6 protein-coding genes are annotated in these 16,521 nt (G+C 67.4%); 2 read left to right on the forward strand and 4 right to left on the reverse strand.

Features of this window, described 5'->3' with window-relative positions:
* Positions 1–16: 16 nt before the first annotated feature.
* The 3 genes from AC1RJ5_RS09840 to groES all read right to left on the reverse strand — a co-directional run bounded on the left by AC1RJ5_RS09840 (position 17) and on the right by groES (position 3,905).
* The gene (locus AC1RJ5_RS09840; protein WP_307117675.1) at positions 17–667 is read right to left on the reverse strand and encodes a GAF domain-containing protein; all 651 of its coding nucleotides are present in this window, start codon (positions 665–667) and stop codon (positions 17–19) included.
* A 1,252-nt stretch (positions 668–1,919) separates the two neighbouring features.
* Complete coding sequence (groL, locus tag AC1RJ5_RS09845; protein WP_269574056.1) at positions 1,920–3,539, reverse strand: chaperonin GroEL; 1,620 nt, start codon at positions 3,537–3,539, stop codon at positions 1,920–1,922.
* Between the two features lie 51 nt (positions 3,540–3,590).
* Positions 3,591–3,905, reverse strand: coding sequence for a co-chaperone GroES (gene groES / locus AC1RJ5_RS09850; RefSeq protein WP_493113093.1), 315 nt, complete (start codon positions 3,903–3,905; stop codon positions 3,591–3,593).
* Positions 3,906–4,500: 595 nt separating this feature from the next.
* On the opposite strand from groES, the gene AC1RJ5_RS09855 reads away from it, so the two are divergent.
* Positions 4,501–4,641, forward strand: coding sequence for a hypothetical protein (locus AC1RJ5_RS09855; protein ID WP_307117672.1), 141 nt, complete (start codon positions 4,501–4,503; stop codon positions 4,639–4,641).
* A 204-nt stretch (positions 4,642–4,845) separates the two neighbouring features.
* The gene (locus tag AC1RJ5_RS09860) at positions 4,846–5,037 is read left to right on the forward strand and encodes a hypothetical protein (RefSeq protein ID WP_493113095.1); all 192 of its coding nucleotides are present in this window, start codon (positions 4,846–4,848) and stop codon (positions 5,035–5,037) included.
* Positions 5,038–5,251: 214 nt separating this feature from the next.
* Here AC1RJ5_RS09860 and AC1RJ5_RS09865 read toward each other — a convergent pair whose 3' ends face one another.
* Positions 5,252–16,258 (reverse strand): autotransporter-associated beta strand repeat-containing protein, encoded by an 11,007-nt coding sequence (locus AC1RJ5_RS09865; protein WP_493113097.1) that lies wholly within the window; start codon positions 16,256–16,258, stop codon positions 5,252–5,254.
* Positions 16,259–16,521 lie beyond the last annotated feature (263 nt).

The raw sequence follows: 16,521 nt of genomic DNA on the forward strand, positions 1-16,521 counted from the left end.
GCCAGCGCCAGAGCTTCTATTTCCAATGAGTCCCAAATTTCGCCTCCATCCGACGAAGTTCCTCGTCGAGCACGGCCACCTCAGAGTCATTCTGGTCCGCAACTGCGAAGCGGATACGGGTACTGAGCTCGGCCATGGCATGTTTGGCGTATGCCAGCGCGTTTGCCTCGCGCTCGATCACCTCGGTCGCCTGGCTTGCGAGGGATTTCAGGAGTTCGAGGCCGTTCGCGTCCATGGTCCTGGGTTTCTGGTCCAGAAGGCATAATGTACCCAGCGCAAAGCCATCGCTGGTAACCAGAGGTGCGGCGAAATAGGCACGCACGTTCATCTCGAGCACGGCGGGAGCGAACTTGAAGCGTGGCTCGTGCCAAGCATCGGGGACACACAAAGGCGCGTAATTGCGAACTCCAATCGCGGCGTCGCAGAAGCTGTCGGGCCTGGCGAACTCCCTGGGATCGAAGCCGTAGGCGACGGCCAGCCACAGAGTCGAGCGGTCTACGATAGACACTGCAGAAAAGGGAAAACCGGTCTCTGCGGCGACCCGCTCAACGATTTGGGAGAGCTCGGCGTCGCCGCTCATGCCAAACACGCCGCTCGTCAGCACGCGCGCCTGACGCCGCAGCTCTGCGAGTTCCGCTTGGTTACATGCGCGAGCCTGTTCGATCAATTCGAAATTCCTTAATCGATCCCGACGCACCTGGGTTGAGTATTTTGCCCAATTCATGAGCAGGGGCGATGTCACGTAACAAAGCATTCCTGAGCAACTCAGTAATGTAACGGGTGCAATCTTACAGATTTGAAAAACATGGCGTGTGCATGAGACTAGCTCGCATCGGCTCATCTAAGCTGGGTTGCTGCTTGGGAACGGTGAAATGAAATGGGGCACTGGAGCATGCCATGAAGATCGATGCAGTGGATTATTATAGTGCCTTGGCGGATCGTCATTTTCAGGCCGCGGAAGAAATGGGCGGTCAATCCGAGGCACGCCATCACGCTTGGCTGGCGACCCTATGTCTGCTTCGTGCTGGAGAGGCCGCGCGCGCGCGATGCGCGAGGTTGGCATGTCAGCCCGGTACCTCGGGAGTAATAGGCTTGGAGGCGGCAACCCTCGCGACTGCCAGTCACAAACATAGCGCCTGTTATTGGGGCGTTTACAGCCTGACCGCTTCTGGATCGGCCGCCTCTTCGCTCAACGGCCGACATTGGAGCGTTTGCCGAAAGGCCGCATTTATGAGTCTGCGGCCTAGTTCAAGCCGCCCGCTTCCGGTGCCGGGCTCGGCGATCGCAACCCCTCCTTCATCCCGCCGCCCGAACGCGGAGGGCCACGAAATAGAGATGCGATAAACCGTCGTCGCGATCAGGCGCGAAAATCGGTGCTTTGGCCAAGAGCGGCGCAGGGCTGAACGCGCTGCGCGGAGGCGCGCCGAGGTCGCGAAGTCCGGCGGGCCGTATTAGAAGCATGTTCCCCTGCTTCAACCCGGGTCAGGCAGGCGGGCTATCTCAGCCGGCCCTGGGGCCGCCGGTCAGCGGGCGGAACCGCAGCCGCGCCGCATCGTTGGGAAGGAGACGGCATCGCATATGGGGTCCGGTCACCACCGTCCCTGTATCCGGACAGGACGTGTAGTTTGCCCTCGCGTCCTGTCCGGCTTTCTCCCTGGCTTGAATTCTTCCTGCGATCCGCCCTTGTCGGGTTCCTGGATCAAGGGCTCACGCAATCCGCTGTCGCTGCTGATCTCGCGATCGGTGGTCCCGACCATGGGTGCCCGCCTTGGCTCCGGCGCCCATGTGGGCCGTGCGGCCGCTTTCCTTTCGACGACCCAAGGGATGGCCGGCCGATATTTCGCGGCCATATCGCCCCAGGGACGGTAAGATGTGCGTCCATTCAAAATGGGCCCGGCCAAGCGGCCGGGCCCAAGCGCTCAATACTCCATCGCGGGCATCGCTGCCGGCTTTTCCTCCTTCGGCAACTCGGCGACGAGCGCCTCGGTGGTGATCAGCAGCGAGGCCACGGAAGCGGCGTCCTGGAGCGCGGTGCGCACGACCTTGGCCGGATCGATCACGCCCGACGCGAACAGGTCCTGATATTCGCCGGTCGCGGCATTGAAGCCCCAGTTATAGTCCTCGCTCTCGAGCAGCTTGCCCACGATCCACGCGCCGTCCTCGCCGGCATTGTCGGCGATCTGGCGCGCGGGCGCGCGCAGCGCCCTGCGGACGATGTCGATACCCGACTGCTGGTCGTCATTCGCCGCCTTGAGGCCATCGAGCGCCTTCAGCGCGCGCAGCAGCGCGATGCCGCCACCCGGCAGGATGCCTTCCTCGACCGCGGCGCGGGTGGCGTGGAGCGCGTCGTCGACGCGGTCCTTCCTTTCCTTCACCTCGACCTCGGTCGCGCCGCCGACCCGGATCACCGCGACCCCGCCGGCGAGCTTGGCAAGCCGCTCCTGCAGCTTCTCGCGGTCATAGTCGCTGGTGGTCGCCTCGATCTGCTGGCGGATCTGGGCAACGCGGCTGTCGATGTCGGCCTTGGTGCCGACGCCGTCGATGATCGTGGTGTTGTCCTTGTCGATCACCACCTTCTTGGCGCGCCCGAGCATCGAGATGGTGACATTCTCGAGCTTGGTGCCGAGATCCTCGCTCACGACGTTGCCGCCGGTGAGCACGGCGATGTCCTCGAGCATCGCCTTACGGCGATCGCCGAAGCCCGGCGCCTTGACCGCGGCGACCTTGAGGCCGCCGCGCAGCTTGTTGACCACCAGCGTGGCGAGCGCCTCGCCCTCGACATCCTCCGCGATGATCAGCAGCGGGCGACCCGACTGGACCACCTTCTCGAGCAGCGGCACCAGCGCCTGGAGGTTGGCGAGCTTCTTCTCGTGGATCAGGATATAGGGGTCGTCGAGCTCTGCGCGCAGCTTCTCGGGGTTGGTGACGAAATAGGGCGAGAGATAGCCGCGGTCGAACTGCATGCCCTCGACCGTCTCGAGCTCGGTCTCGAGGCTCTTGGCCTCCTCGACGGTGATCACGCCCTCGTTGCCGACCTTCTCCATCGCCGCCGCCAGGATGCGGCCGACTTCCTCGTCGCCATTGGCCGAGATGGTCGCGACCTGGGCGATCTCGCTATTGGCGCTGACCTGCCTGGCATGCGCTTCGAGATCCTTGACGACCGCACCGACCGCCAGGTCGATGCCGCGCTTGACGTCCATCGGGTTCATGCCCGCGGCGACCGCCTTGGAGCCCTCGCGAACGATCGCCTGGGCGAGCACGGTCGCGGTGGTGGTACCGTCGCCCGCCTTGTCGTTCTGCTTGTTGGCGACCTCGCGCAGCATCTGCGCGCCCATATTCTCGAACTTGTCGGCGAGTTCGATCTCCTTGGCGACCGTCACGCCGTCCTTGGTGATGCGGGGCGCGCCGAAGCTCTTCTCGATCACGACGTTGCGGCCTTTCGGCCCCAGCGTGACCTTCACTGCATTCGCAAGCGTATCCACGCCGCGCAGCATGCGATCACGCGCGTCCGACGCAAATTTCACTTCCTTGGCAGCCATCTGGCTAACTCCTTTCTTATGTCCTTCCTGAGATGTTGAGGGATCGGGCGATCACGCAGCCTGCTTGAGCTCGGCCTGCGCCTCGATCACGCCGAGGATGTCGCTCTCCTTCATGATGAGCAGGTCCTCGCCATCGATCTTGACCTCGGTGCCGGACCATTTGCCGAACAGGATATGGTCGCCGGCCTTCACCGACAGGGCGACGAGCGTGCCATTGGCGTCACGCGCGCCCGGGCCGACGGCGACGACTTCGCCTTCCTGCGGCTTTTCCTTGGCGGTGTCGGGGATGATGATGCCGCCCGAGGTCTTCTCCTCGGCTTCGATGCGGCGGACGACCACACGGTCGTGCAAGGGGCGGAAATGCATGGCAAAACCTCCAGTTGCAAAAGCATGATGTCAATGTGCCCGACGCTCCCTAGCAGCGGCGGGCGGCGGCGAATTAGGAACCTCGATTTTTCCGTTCAAGACCCGGAGCGCCGATTTTTTTCACCCGGTGAGAACGCGGCATAAAACCCTCCGATCCTGGACACCTGGCGCAAGCCAAGCCCTTGACGAGGGCGCGCAATCCACCAAAATTCTGCCCGGCCAGAAGGCCACGAGAAAGGAGCGACCAAGGAAAGGAGGACGATCATGTCGCAACCCGTCTCCCGCATTCTTCACCCGTTCGAATTCGCGCACCACCCGAGCCCGGAGCCCGAAGTGAAACGCGCGATCCTGGCGCGTTGGGCTTCCGACAGCTCTGCGCGCCCCTGCGTGCCGGCACCGCGGGTGCCACTAGGCGCAAAGAGGCGAATGAGAGCCGAAAAGGCGCTGCGGTCCTCGGGTGACCTCGGTCTCCCGCACATTCGTGCAGATGGCGTAGGACGATGACCGACGACATCTTCATGGCACGGTCGGACGGCCATGGGCGCACTGCCGCCGAGGTCCGTTACTACCGCCCGGCGCGCCCTTCCGGCTTCAGTTGTTCGTCTGGCAGCAGAACGATCGGGCGCCGGACTTTCCGGCGCTGTTCGAGTTTCTCGATCAATGGCGCCAGCAAATCGCGGCGGCGCTCCATTTCCTCCGGGTGGCGCATGACCAGCGCACTCGCCCTGCCGAGTGATGCGTCGTGGACGGGGTGTTTGAAATCCAATGCGCCGGATCCGAGTTGGCTCCGGCGAGGGCCTGGGGGCGGACAGACCGCCCGGTGCTGGTAGCATGAGAAGCGATCTACGGTGAGGGGTGCGCGGACGCACCAGCCGTCCTCGGCATCGATGGCGCGAACTTGGCCTTGGGCGGGTTCGCGAAAACAGGACAGGGAGTGGCAATGAAACAAATTGGCGGTGAGGTATCGACTCTCTTCGCACTGACACCAGCGGAGTGGGAGAAACTGGTGGAAGCGATCGAAAGCGATCGGCTGCAATCTCCCCTCTCCCTGCATCCGGAGGGACCAGCCGGCGGCCTCGTTCGCTTCCGTTCGCTCGAGGATGTCCAGCACGCACTGCTCGCGGTCGCCTGAAGGCGGCACCCGGCCAGCAGCTGGTGTAAAATAACGCGGGCTGTCCTGCATGCGCCTCAACCGCAAGGTCGGCGCCAGACAAGACACCGGAACCGCGAGCCAGCCTCGGGAAAGCCAGGGCCGATACAGGCGCTGCGACCTGTATCGGCCCGGGCTGGACGCCAGCGCGCGCGATCCCCGGGATCGGCGTCGGCGGGCCGCGCCAGACCGCAGCTTAGAATCGCAGGCGCAGCGCCGCGCGGGCGCCGTGATCGGTCGTCCGCTCGCCAAGGTTGCCGGCATAGGAGATTTCGAGCGTGACACGGCGGGAGAGATCGAGCTCCAGCCCGGCATCGATCGCCGCGCTGTCGCGGTCCAATGCATTGCCCGCGATGGCGAAGCCGGGACCGGCGGCGAAACCGAAATCCACGCCCGGCAGCGTGTCGCCAAAGGCATGGCGTAGCGCCGTCGATCCCTTGAAGCGCAACACCGTGCGGCCAAGGTCGAGCGCCGTGTTCGCGCGCAGGCCGAACGTGCCATAGGTCATGCGTTCGTCCCGCGTGCCGCCGTGAAGCGCAGCGCTACCCCCATGCTCGGCGATCTGCGCGCCCCCGAGGCGGACATGGGCCAGGCCGGCAAAGGGCTGGAGCGTAACACCGCGCAGATCGGCCTTGGCCGCGACTTCGCCGAACAGCTGCAGGGTATCAGCGCGGTAGCGCTCGCCCAGTCCCTGGGCGAGACCGCCGAACGCGATGCGGCGCTGCGAGCGGACATCGTTCCATGCATAGGCCGCGCCCAGCTGGATCGAGGCAATGCCGTAGCCGCCGGCAAGGTAGCCGCCGGCATGATAGCTGTCCGCCTTGTGCGTGGCGCTGCCGGTCCGCAGGTCGGTCGTGCTGTAGCCGGTGGCGAGGCCCGCGCGCCAATGGCCGCCAAGCGCGGCATCAAAGCCGGCGACCAGTCCCTTGAGGTCGCGATCATAGCCCTGCGCGAGCGCCCCGCCCCGCGTCGAACCCCAGCTGCCGAGCGCCGTGCCCCAGGCAGCGGGGCCTTCCTCGCCCGCGAGTTCGCCGCGCGCGAGCAGCGCGTCGCGCACGAAGCGGCTGTCCTCGATCAGGCGCCCGCGCAAGCTGGCATAGTCCGAGCCCGCGAGCTGGTCGAAGGCGCGTCGTGCTTCCGGCGCGGCGAGCGCGACGACGGCGTCATGGAGCGGGTTGCCCAGCCCGAGCGCCTCCACCGCCGGCGCCACGCCCTGCTGGTTTCGGGTCTGCGCGACCGCCGTGAAGTCGATCGTGTTGCGCCTGAGGGTCAGCGTCACGGCGTTGGCGCTATAGGCCAGGCTCGGCGTGAGGAAGGCAAGGTTCGAAGTCACGTTCGAGAATGTGCCGGAGAGCCCGCCCGCCGCGGTCAGGATGGTGTAGCTGGTATTGAGCGCGTAATTGCCTTCCGCCGCTAGCACCCGGACCACCGCCCCGCTCTGGATCGAGGCGCTGCCGGCTACGACGATCCGGTCGCTCTGTCCTGCGGCATTGGTCTCGACCTCATAGCTGCTGCCGGCAAGCAAGCTGAGATTGCCGGCGACGTTCAGGGTACCGATCGAATTGCCCGGCGCGAGGGTACCGGCGATCCGTCCCGACCCGATCGTGCCGGTGCCCTGGAGACGCCCCCCCGCGAGCAGGTCGAGCGTACCGCCGAGCATGCCATCGACCAAGACCAGGCCGCCGGCGGTCGTGATTCCCTGGAAGCCAGAGGAATTGCCGGTCAGCGAAACGGCCCCGCCGCCGCGCAGGACGAGGCTGCCGGTGCCGGTGAGCGTCCCCGCATAGCGTCCCGCCGCCGACTGGTCGAAGGTGAGGCTCGTGCCGGCCGCCAGATCGACATCGCCGGTAAACAGGGCAGTCGTGGAGACCAGATTGCCGCCGGTGACGCGCCACTCGCCGGCATTGGCGCCGGCTAGGGTCAGCACGCCCTGCCCGGCCTTGGTCGCCACGCCGGTGCCGCTGACGCTGCCGCCATAGCTGCCGGCACTGGCCAGGTCGAACACAAGGCTCGCACTGTTGGTGACATTGCCCTGGATCGAGCGGGTGTCGCCGACCAGCGTGCCCGCCTCGATCACGGTGCCGCCGGTATAGCTGTTGGCGCCGGTCAGCACGAGCGTGCCCCGGTCCGTCTTGACCAGGGCGGCGCCGCCGGTGAGCGCCGAGCCTATTGTGGCGGTAAAGCCGGCGCCCGCCGCGCTGCCGTCGCCGACCCGGATCGTTGCGCGGTCGCCCGAGAGCGCGACGGTGCCGCCGGTCACTGTGTAGCCGGTCGTGGCGAACTGCATGCCGGTCGCCGAGACGTGGCCGTCCACCGTCACGGTGCCGGCCATGCCGCCGAACACCGCGAAGCTCGGCACCGGCTGCATCGGGCCATTGAGCGTGCCGCCGGTATCGGTCCAGTTGCGGCCACCCGCGTCCCAGCTGCCGGAGCCGCCATTGATCGCGCCATTGTCGTGGAGCGCGCTATCGCCGCCGTCCCAGAAGGCAAGCGTCGCACCGGCGCTGTTGAGCAGATTGACCTGCCCCGCCAGCGCGGTCTGGATCGTCAGGGCATCGGCCGAGGCGCCGGCCACGCTGCCGAGCATCAGCCCCTTGTCGGTGAGTGTGCCGCCATAGTCGAACAGCCGGTAGATGCCGGCGCCGAACCCCGGTGCGGCCGTGACGTTGAGGGTGCCGTCGAGCGTGAGATTGCCGGCAACGTCGAACAGCGCGATGTCCGAGGCATGGGACAGCGCCACATCGACGACCGCACCCGAGCCGAGCGTCAGCGCACCGAGCGATAGCGTTCCATCCTGGCTGCCGGCGAGATGCGCGCCATCGGCAATGGTCACCGCGCCGCCGATCGTGCCGGTGCCCGCCAGCGTGCCGCTCGCGACCGCCACGGTCGAGCTGGCCGAACCGAGCGTGCCGGTCACGGTGAGGCCGCCGCTGACGACGGTCACGGCACCCTCGAACGCCGCGCTGTCGCCGCTGAGCGTGAGCAGCGCGCCCGTCTTGGTCAGCGTGCCGGCGCCGGAGAGGCTTCCGGCGAAGGTGCCGGCTGCCGCCTGGTCGAAGGTAAGGCCGGCCCCCGCCGCCAGCGCCACGTCGCCGGCGAGCGAGGCGCTGCTCGCCACCAGCCCGCCGCCGAAGACCGTCCAGTCGGTCGTGCTGGTGCCCGTGAGGGTCAGAATGCCCTGCCCGGCCTTGGTCGTCATGCCGGTGCCGGTGAGCGCACCGGCATAGCTGCCGTCCCGACCCATATCGAACACCAGCGCGGCATTGTTGGCGATGGCGCCCACAAGCGACCGCGTGTCGCCGACCAGCGTGCCGGCCGATACCAGGGTTCCACCGGAATGGCCGTTGGCGCCCGCCAGCACGAGCGTACCGAGATCGTCTTTCACCAGCATCGAATTGCCAGTGAGCGCAGCCGCGATCGTGGCGGTAATGCCCGCCCCCGCCGCGCTTCCGTCGCCGACGCGGATCGTCGCGCTCGGTCCCGACAAGGCGATCGCGCCGCCGGCCAGCATATAGCCGCCGGAGGCGAACTGCATGCCGAGGACCGAGACTTGGCCAGCACCATTATCGACCATCACCGTGCCGCCAATGCCCTGAAACACGGCAAAGCTCGGTTGCGGCGTCATCGCACCGTTCACGCTGCCATTGGCGTCGGTCCAGTTGCGTCCACCCAGGCTCCAGGTCCCGGTACCGCCCTCAACGATGCCGTTGTCATGCTGCGCGGCGATGCCGCCGTCCCAGAAGGCGAGCGCGACGCCGGCGTTATTGACCAGGTTGACCCGGCCGGCGGCGCCGGTCTGGATAGAGAGCCCATCGGCAGACGAACCGGCTACCACCCCGAGCGCCAGGCCATTGTCGGTGAGCGTGCCGCCATAGTCGAACAGCCGGTAGACGCCGGCCCCGAAGCCCGGCGCGGCGGTGACGTTGAGCGTGCCGTCGAGCGTCAGGTTGCCCGCCACGTCGAACAGCGCGCTCGTCGATGCCTGGGCCAGCGTCACGTCGACGATCGACCCCGCGCCCAGCGTCAGCGCACCGAGCGACAGGGTGCTGCCCTGCGCGCCGACCAGATGCGCACCGTCCGCCAGCGCGACCACGCCGCCGATGCGTCCGGTTCCCGACAGGCCGCCGCTATCGATGCGGAGGGTCGAGCCCGTACCGCCGAAGCTTCCGGTTACGGCCAACCCGCCCGAGACGGTCATCGTGCCGGTGAAGTCCCTGCTGTTCCCGCTCAGCGTCAGCAAACCACCCGCCTGAGTGATCGCACCCGCACCGGACAGGCTACCGGCATAGGTCGCTGCGTCAGCGCGATTGAATGCCAGAATGCCGCCATCGACCGCGATGTCGCCCGCCAGCGCGCCGGTCGTTCCGCCATCGCCGATGCGGAGCATGCCGCCCTCGATCCGAGCCGAACCGGAGGCCCGGCCGAGCAGGGTCGATACACCCGAGTGCTGCACCACTTCCCCAGCGCCCAGTTTGGCGAGGATCGTCGCGCCGTCGAAGGTGTAGCTGCCCGCGGTCAGCGTGCCGCTACCGACGAGCGTGCCGGCGATCCAGGCGGTGCCGACCGTCTCGTCGAACGCGTCCAGGTCCAGCGTCCCGCCCGACCGGATCAGCAGCGCCGCGCTATCCGCGAGCCGCTCATGGGCCCCCAGCCGCAGCGTGCCGTCATTGACGCGCACGTCGAGCGCCCCCGCCGGGCCGGTCAGCAGGGTCGTGCCGCTGCGCTGGTCGAGCAGGCCACCGCCCAGCGCATGATCGATGATGCCGCCGTCGAGGACATATTCATTGGCGCGCAGCGTGCCGCCGCCGATCAGATTGCCCTGGATCACGAAGCGCGCAACGACCTCGTCATAGCCATTGAGGTCCAGCGTCGCCCCGTCGCGCACCTCGAGCAGCGAGTCGTCGGCGAGCACATTCACTCCGCCGATACGCAGCGTGCCCGCGCTGACCAGGGTGAGGCCGGTATAGAGATTGGCTCCAGACAGCGTCAGCGTGCCGGTGCCGGTCTTGGTCAGGCCGCCGACGCCCGAGATCGTGCCGGCGAAACTGCTGTCGTGGTCGTTGCCGCCGAGCACCAGCGCATGACTGCCGAGCAGCACCGAGCCGTTGCCGGTCAGATCGACGATCGCGGTGTCGCCGCCCGTGCCGCGCAGATCGAGCGTGCCGCCCAGCGCCACCGGCGCGCCGGTAATCGCCGCCGATCCGGTCAGCGCCAGCGTGGCGCCGCCCAGCACCGAGAGGGTGTCGCTGCCCGAGATCGTGCCACCGAAACTACTCGCGCCGGTGAGCGTCAGCGCATGTCCGCCGAGCTGGACCGAACCCGTGCCGCCGAGGCTCGCGAGCGTCAGCGCAGCGCCCGCGCCGGCAGCGTCGAACAAGCCATTGGCGACGATCGTATCGCTGGCGAGCGTGCCGCCGTCGAGGCGCAGGGTCGCACCGGCATCGACGGTGGTGGCGCCGGTATAGAAGTTCGCGCCGGTGAGCGTAACCACACCCGCCTGGGCGCGCAGGCCTCCCAGGCCATCGATCGTCCCGTCGAACCTTCCGCCGCCGCTCAGCAGGTCATGCGCGCCGAGCGATATCGAGCCGGCGCCGGTAAGCCCGGCAAAGCCGATATCCCCCTCGATCAGGCCGAGGTCCAGTGCGCCACGCACCTCCAGTTGCGTGCCGTCCGCCGATGCGCCGCCGCCCAGATGGAGCGTCGTGCCCGAGGCGATGGCGAGCGTGCCGCCCGAGATCGTGCCCGAATACTCGCTGTCGCCGCGAAGCGTCAGTTGGCCGTTGCCGAGCGCCAGGCTGCCGCTGCCGTACAGGCCCGCGAGCGACACCGGCGCGGTGGCGGCGCTGATGTCGAAGGTGCCGCTCATGTCGAGCGTGGCGTTCGCCATCGATCCGTTGCCGATCAGCGCGATCGTCGCGCCCTCCGCAATGCCCGCGCTGCCGCCGAAATAGTTGGTGCCGGACAGGTTCAGCCTGCCCGCGAGCAGCGTGATTCCCGCGCTCTCGCTTTCGATCGCACCGCCGAAGTCGCCGCCGCCGGTGAGGATAAGCTCGTTGCTGCCGAGCGAGACCGTGCCGTTGCCGTTGAGCCCGCCAAAGCTGCTCGAGAAACTATATTGCGAGATGTCGAGCGTGCCCTCGACCCGCACCGAACTCGCGAGTTGGGCGGCGGCGGTGTAGAGCGCCGCATCCGCATCGATCACCGTCTCGCCGGTATAGTCGTGTGCGCCGGTGAGCCCGAGCCAGCCCGAGACGAGGTGCAGCCCGCCGGTGCCGGTGATCGTGCCTTCGTAGATGTCCCCGCCATCGTTGATCGTCAGCGTGGTCGCGCCGAGCGCGATGGTGCTGGGGCCGCCGCTCAACCCGCCGATCGCGAACTGCCCGCCGGTGACGCCGGACAAATCTAGGGTCGAATCCCACATCGACACCCGGGCATTCTCGCCGAGCGTCCCCGCCCCGGCGATCTTGACCGTGCCGTTCTCGATATCGACTTCGCGCAGGTCGTTGGCACCGCTCAGCGTCAGCGTACCCGTGCCGAGTGCGAATACCCGGCCGACCCACGCCGGCTCAAGCGTGCCCCGGATCGTGCCGGCGAACTCGGTCTCGCGGTCATTGTCGATCAAAAGGACACCGCTATAGCCCAGCGCGATCGTGCTGCCCGCCACGCCCGAGAGATTGTGCAGCGTCGCGGCGGCGGCGAAACCATCGAGCACCGACAGGTCGATGGCCGTATCCGCGCCGGTCAGCGACACCGACCGGGCCTGGGCGATCGCGCCGGGATCGCTGAGCTTGAGCGTCCCGTTGGCCAGGGTCACATCGCCGGTGAAGCTTCCTTCGCGCCATAGGCTGGTGGTGCCGCTGCCCGTCTTGACGAAGCTGCCGGCCGCGCCGTCGATCTGCTCGATGACGACATCGCCGGCACGATCCACGGTGAAGATGCCGCCGTCGATCGTGACCGGACCGAGCATGCCGGAAACCAGGCCACTGCCGCCCAGCGTGAGATTTGCGCCGCCGCGCAGGGTCGTCGCGCCGGTATAGGAGAGATCGCCGGCAAGCAGCAGGGTGGCGCCGCTGACGCTGAGCGAACCGTCTCCGCCGATCGGCCCGGACAGCACGGCGCTGCCGCTCGCCACGTCCACGGTGAGCTGGCCGTCATAGCCCTGGCCGCTGTCGCGAACGAGATCGATGGCATTGGCGATCACCCGCCCGCTGCCGAGCGCGATCGTGCCGGTACCGACGACATGGACCGTGCCGGTGCCGAAGGCATCGTCTGTCCCGGCAAGGATCGTGCCGCGCTCGAGGACGGTGCCCTGGCTATAGCTGTTATGGCCCGCCAGCGTCAGCGTGCCGCCGCCGCGCTTGATCAGCACGCCGCCATAGCCGGTGCCGCGCTCGGCCACTGTGCCGGTCAGCGTCAGGTCGTGATCGCCGCCGATGGCGAGATTGCCGTAGGTGGAGCCGTTTCGCTCGATGACGATGTTGTTGGCGAGCGTGACGCTCTTGTTCGATTCGAGCTGCGCCTCGAGGATCGCGGCGACGAGGTCACCGGTGCCGAGCGCCGCGTCATTGCCGACGATCAGTCTCGAGCCGTTGTTGATCTCGGTGCCGCCGCCATAGCTGTTGGCCGCGTCGAGCACGAGTGTGCCCCAGATCGAGCGAACCCGGACATCGTCGCCGCTGATCTCGCCCGCCATGGTCAGGGTGCCGCTGCCCTGCTTGGCGAAGAAGCCGGCCCCGCCGACCGTGCCGGCATAGCGGGTGTCGGCGTCCTGCTCGATCACCAGGCCGTAGTTCGCATCGATGAGCTGGATCGCCCCCGAAGTGCCGCTGAGCGGCCCGAGGATCGAGCCGAAGCGGTTCATCACCAGCGTTCCGCCATTGAAGTCGACCGGGCTGTACCCCGCCAGGGTCGCGTTGACGCCGAGCACGGTGGTGCCGCCATTGAAATGCATGCCGCCGGTGAAGCTGTTCTGTACGTCGAGGTAGAGCGTGCCGTTGCCGGTCTTGGTCAGGCTGCCGCTTCCCGAGACGGCCTTGCTGATGTGCGCGGCGCCACTCGCGACATCGACGGCCAGGTTGCCGTTCAGGATCAGCCCGTTTTGCGCGACGTTGATGCCGTCCGCGAGCACCAGCCGCGTGCCGTCCGAGGCGGTCACCGATCCGGTACCGAGCGCCTGGTTGGCCAGGACCGCGATGCCGCCCTGCTGGAGCAGCATGTTGGACGCCATGTAGTTGGTCCGCGAGAAGGCGAGCGTGCCGCCCCCCTGCTTGACGATCGGTCGGTTGCCGTTGATCTGGCCGGCAAGGCTCAGCGTCTCGCCGTCATCGACCGAGATGACCGTCTGGGTGCCCAGCGCGCCGCCGAGATAGAGGTCGTTCGACAGCGTCAGGCTGCCGACGGCCTCGATCCGGCCGAGGCTGCTGCTGGTGAACAGGTCGGCCCGTCCCAGCGCATTGTCTCCGGAAAGGCGCAGCGTCGCGGCGCGGAGATAGACTTCGCCGGTGAAGTCGTTGTCCCCACTCAGGGTCAGCGCGCCGCCATCGAGGTTGATCGTGCCCAGGCCTCCGGTCAGCACGCCCGAGAGCGTCAGCGCGCCGGTGCCGCGCTTGTTGAGCGTGCTGGCATAGTCGGCGCCGCTGAAGTCGATCGACCCGGCATAGATGCTGTCGCCGGCCTGGTTGACGTCCAGCACGCCGGCCTGCAACAGGAGGGTACCGCCGGCGCCAGAGAGCACCGACGCGGCCTGCGTATAGCCACGCAGCTGCAGCATACCGCCGGTGAGCGTCAGGGCACCGGCACCGAGTGCCTGGCTGCCGCCCAGGATGAGGTTGCCGTTCTCCAAGGTGGTGCCGCCGGCATAGCCGTTGTTCGCCGCGAGCGTCAGCGCACCGGTACCGCGTTTCACGAGCGCGCCGCTGCCGGAGATCGCCGAGAGATGCCCCCCATAGCCGCTCCAGTCGAAGACGAGCGTGCCGTTGTTGACAATTCCCGTAGTGCCGTCGGGGCCCAGCGTGCCGGGGGCAAGCGAGACGAGTGTCGTGCCTGCGTCGATCGTGGTCGTGCCGGTCCAGCTGTTGGCGGCATTGGTCAGCGTCAGCGTGCCGCCACCGCCGATCACCAGCGGCTGGCTGCCGGTCTCGCTGATCCGGCCGTTGAGATAGGCGCTGATTCCCGCATCGACGAGGATCCGCGAGGGATCGTTCACCGGGTCGATTGCCTCGAGCACGATGTCGTTGCCATAGCTGCTACTGGCGCTGAGCTGGATCGTCGGATCGACCAGATGGATCGTGCCGGTGCCGAACGCCTCCGCTGCCCCGGCGCGGATCGATCCGCCATTGACGCGTATGTCTGCGGTCAGGTTGCGGCCATCGAGGAAGTCCATGATGCCGCTGCCGATGTCTATGCGCGCCAGGCTCGCCATCGCCCCGCCGATCGCGGCGATGCCCGAGCGCTGGTCGAGGATTTCGAATCCCGTGACGTCGAGTTGCGCGGTGATGCCGTCGCCGACATCGATCGCCAGCGTGTCGGTACCCGTACCGCCATCGACCCGGCCGGCGAGATCGCCGCCGCGGTAGAGGAAGGTGTCGTCGCCCGCGCCGAGGCTGGCGCCGGCGAGCGAACCGGTCGCCTCGAGCGTGACGAAATCCGCGGAGGTGCCGCTGGCGTCGAAGCGACCGTCGAGCCGGCCGGCAATGATCAGCGTGTTGGCGCCGCTTCCCGCCTCGACGATGTCGCCGATGGTCCTCGACCCGAGCTGGAGGTCGATATCGTGTGCGCCGCTGCCCTGGAGCGAGATCGCGCGGCTGCCGCTCTCGATCGCCGCACCGGCCCGGTTTATAATGGTGAGCGACCCGCTGGACGTCCCCATCTGGATCGCCGCGCCGTTGCCGGGGATATCGTCGGCACCGTTGCGGATGATGCCGCTATTGTCGATCGATCCGCCGCGCGTCACGATGCTGCCCATGCCCGTGCCGCCCAGATTGCCCCGGACGGTTACGCCCTCGGCGATCCCGATGTCATAGGCGCCGATGCCGCCTGAAATGATAACGGCCGATCTTGTCGCGCTGACGTTGCCTCCCAGGAAGATACTGCTGCCCATGGCAGCGCCGGAATTGCTCGAGATACCCGTCACGGCCACGATGCTCGCCGCCGTTCTGATCGAGACCTTGCCGTTCGAGGTCGCGGCGCTGCCGGCGCTGATGCCGATCCCAAGGTTGAAGCTGGTGCTGCCGATGTTCGCGCCAATGTCCAGGTTTACGCCGCCGGACCCCGAATCCGAACGCGCCGAGATCCCGACATTGCCGGTGGTGCGGGCAGGCCCCAAGGCATCGATCGTGCCGCCCGCGCTGGTGGTCACGGTTATCGCGCCGGTATCCGAAGCGCCGGTTCCTTCATAATCGAGGTTCAGGCCGAAGCCGCCCATGTTGGTGTTGGTGATCAGGATCGCGCCCTGCAGGTCCACGGCGACGTTGGCGGATGGCCCCCGGACGCTGACCATGATCCCCCTTTCGAGCGCGCGTATGGTACCACCCCGCGTCACCACCGAAACCGACCCATTGCCAACGGCGCTAGCTCGGATCCCGTAATTTCCCTGGATATCGACCTGGCCCAGCCGCAGGTCGACGCCGCGGCCGGCCGCATCTATCCCGTTAGGCGCCGTAATGCTGAGACTTCCGGTGTTGACCAGAGTAGCCGCGCCTACGGTGGAGCGCAGGCGGATCCCTTCGTCCGAGCCGGTGAAACTGTGGCTTCCGCTATCGAGCGTCAGAGTCGCGGCGCCTTTGTCCGCGCCATCAAGGAAGATCGCGGCGCCATCCCCACCGATGGTCTGGGTGCTTGAGATGCGGGTGCTACCGCGCAGCGTCGCCACGGCGTCGCCCGTCGCCGCGAACTGATAATAGCCATCCTGCGGGCGGACATTGCCGCCCGGGTTGGAACCACTGGTGTTGCGGATTACGACATTGGTCAGCACCACCTCGCCGGTCGTTCCCAGCAGCCGGACGCCTCCATTGGCGGCGGTGCTATCGATCACCGTGCCGGGGTTCTCCCCCAGGATGTCGCCGCCATCGCCCGGTAGCGCGGCCAACTGCGCATGCGCCGGCAGGGCCAGCGCTGCGGCAACCAGCGCGCTCGAGCAGAGCAGGCCGTGGCGTACCCGCGCCGGCGTGAACGGGCGGCGGACGGTGCGGCGAAGCGTAGGCATGCGGACTCCTTCGGGCGCGCGGACCGGCGCTCCGGTATGGGTTTGCGAAAAGACAATCCGTCGGTCGGGTGGTCAGGCCGCGCGCAGCGGATGGCAGCCGCGCGCAGGCACGGCGCCGGCCTTGCTGTCGTGTCGCATGATCCCCCGTTTCGATCAGCCGTTCAGACGGTCACGGGAGTGGATCGACGCGGGTCCCCAAGTCAATCGAGGCGCAAGAAGTTGAGACGCAGGACCAAAGGACTGAGACGCGGCGCAAAAAATCC

It is taken from the genome of Sphingomonas sp. GW822-FHT03G08 (assembly GCF_058801135.1).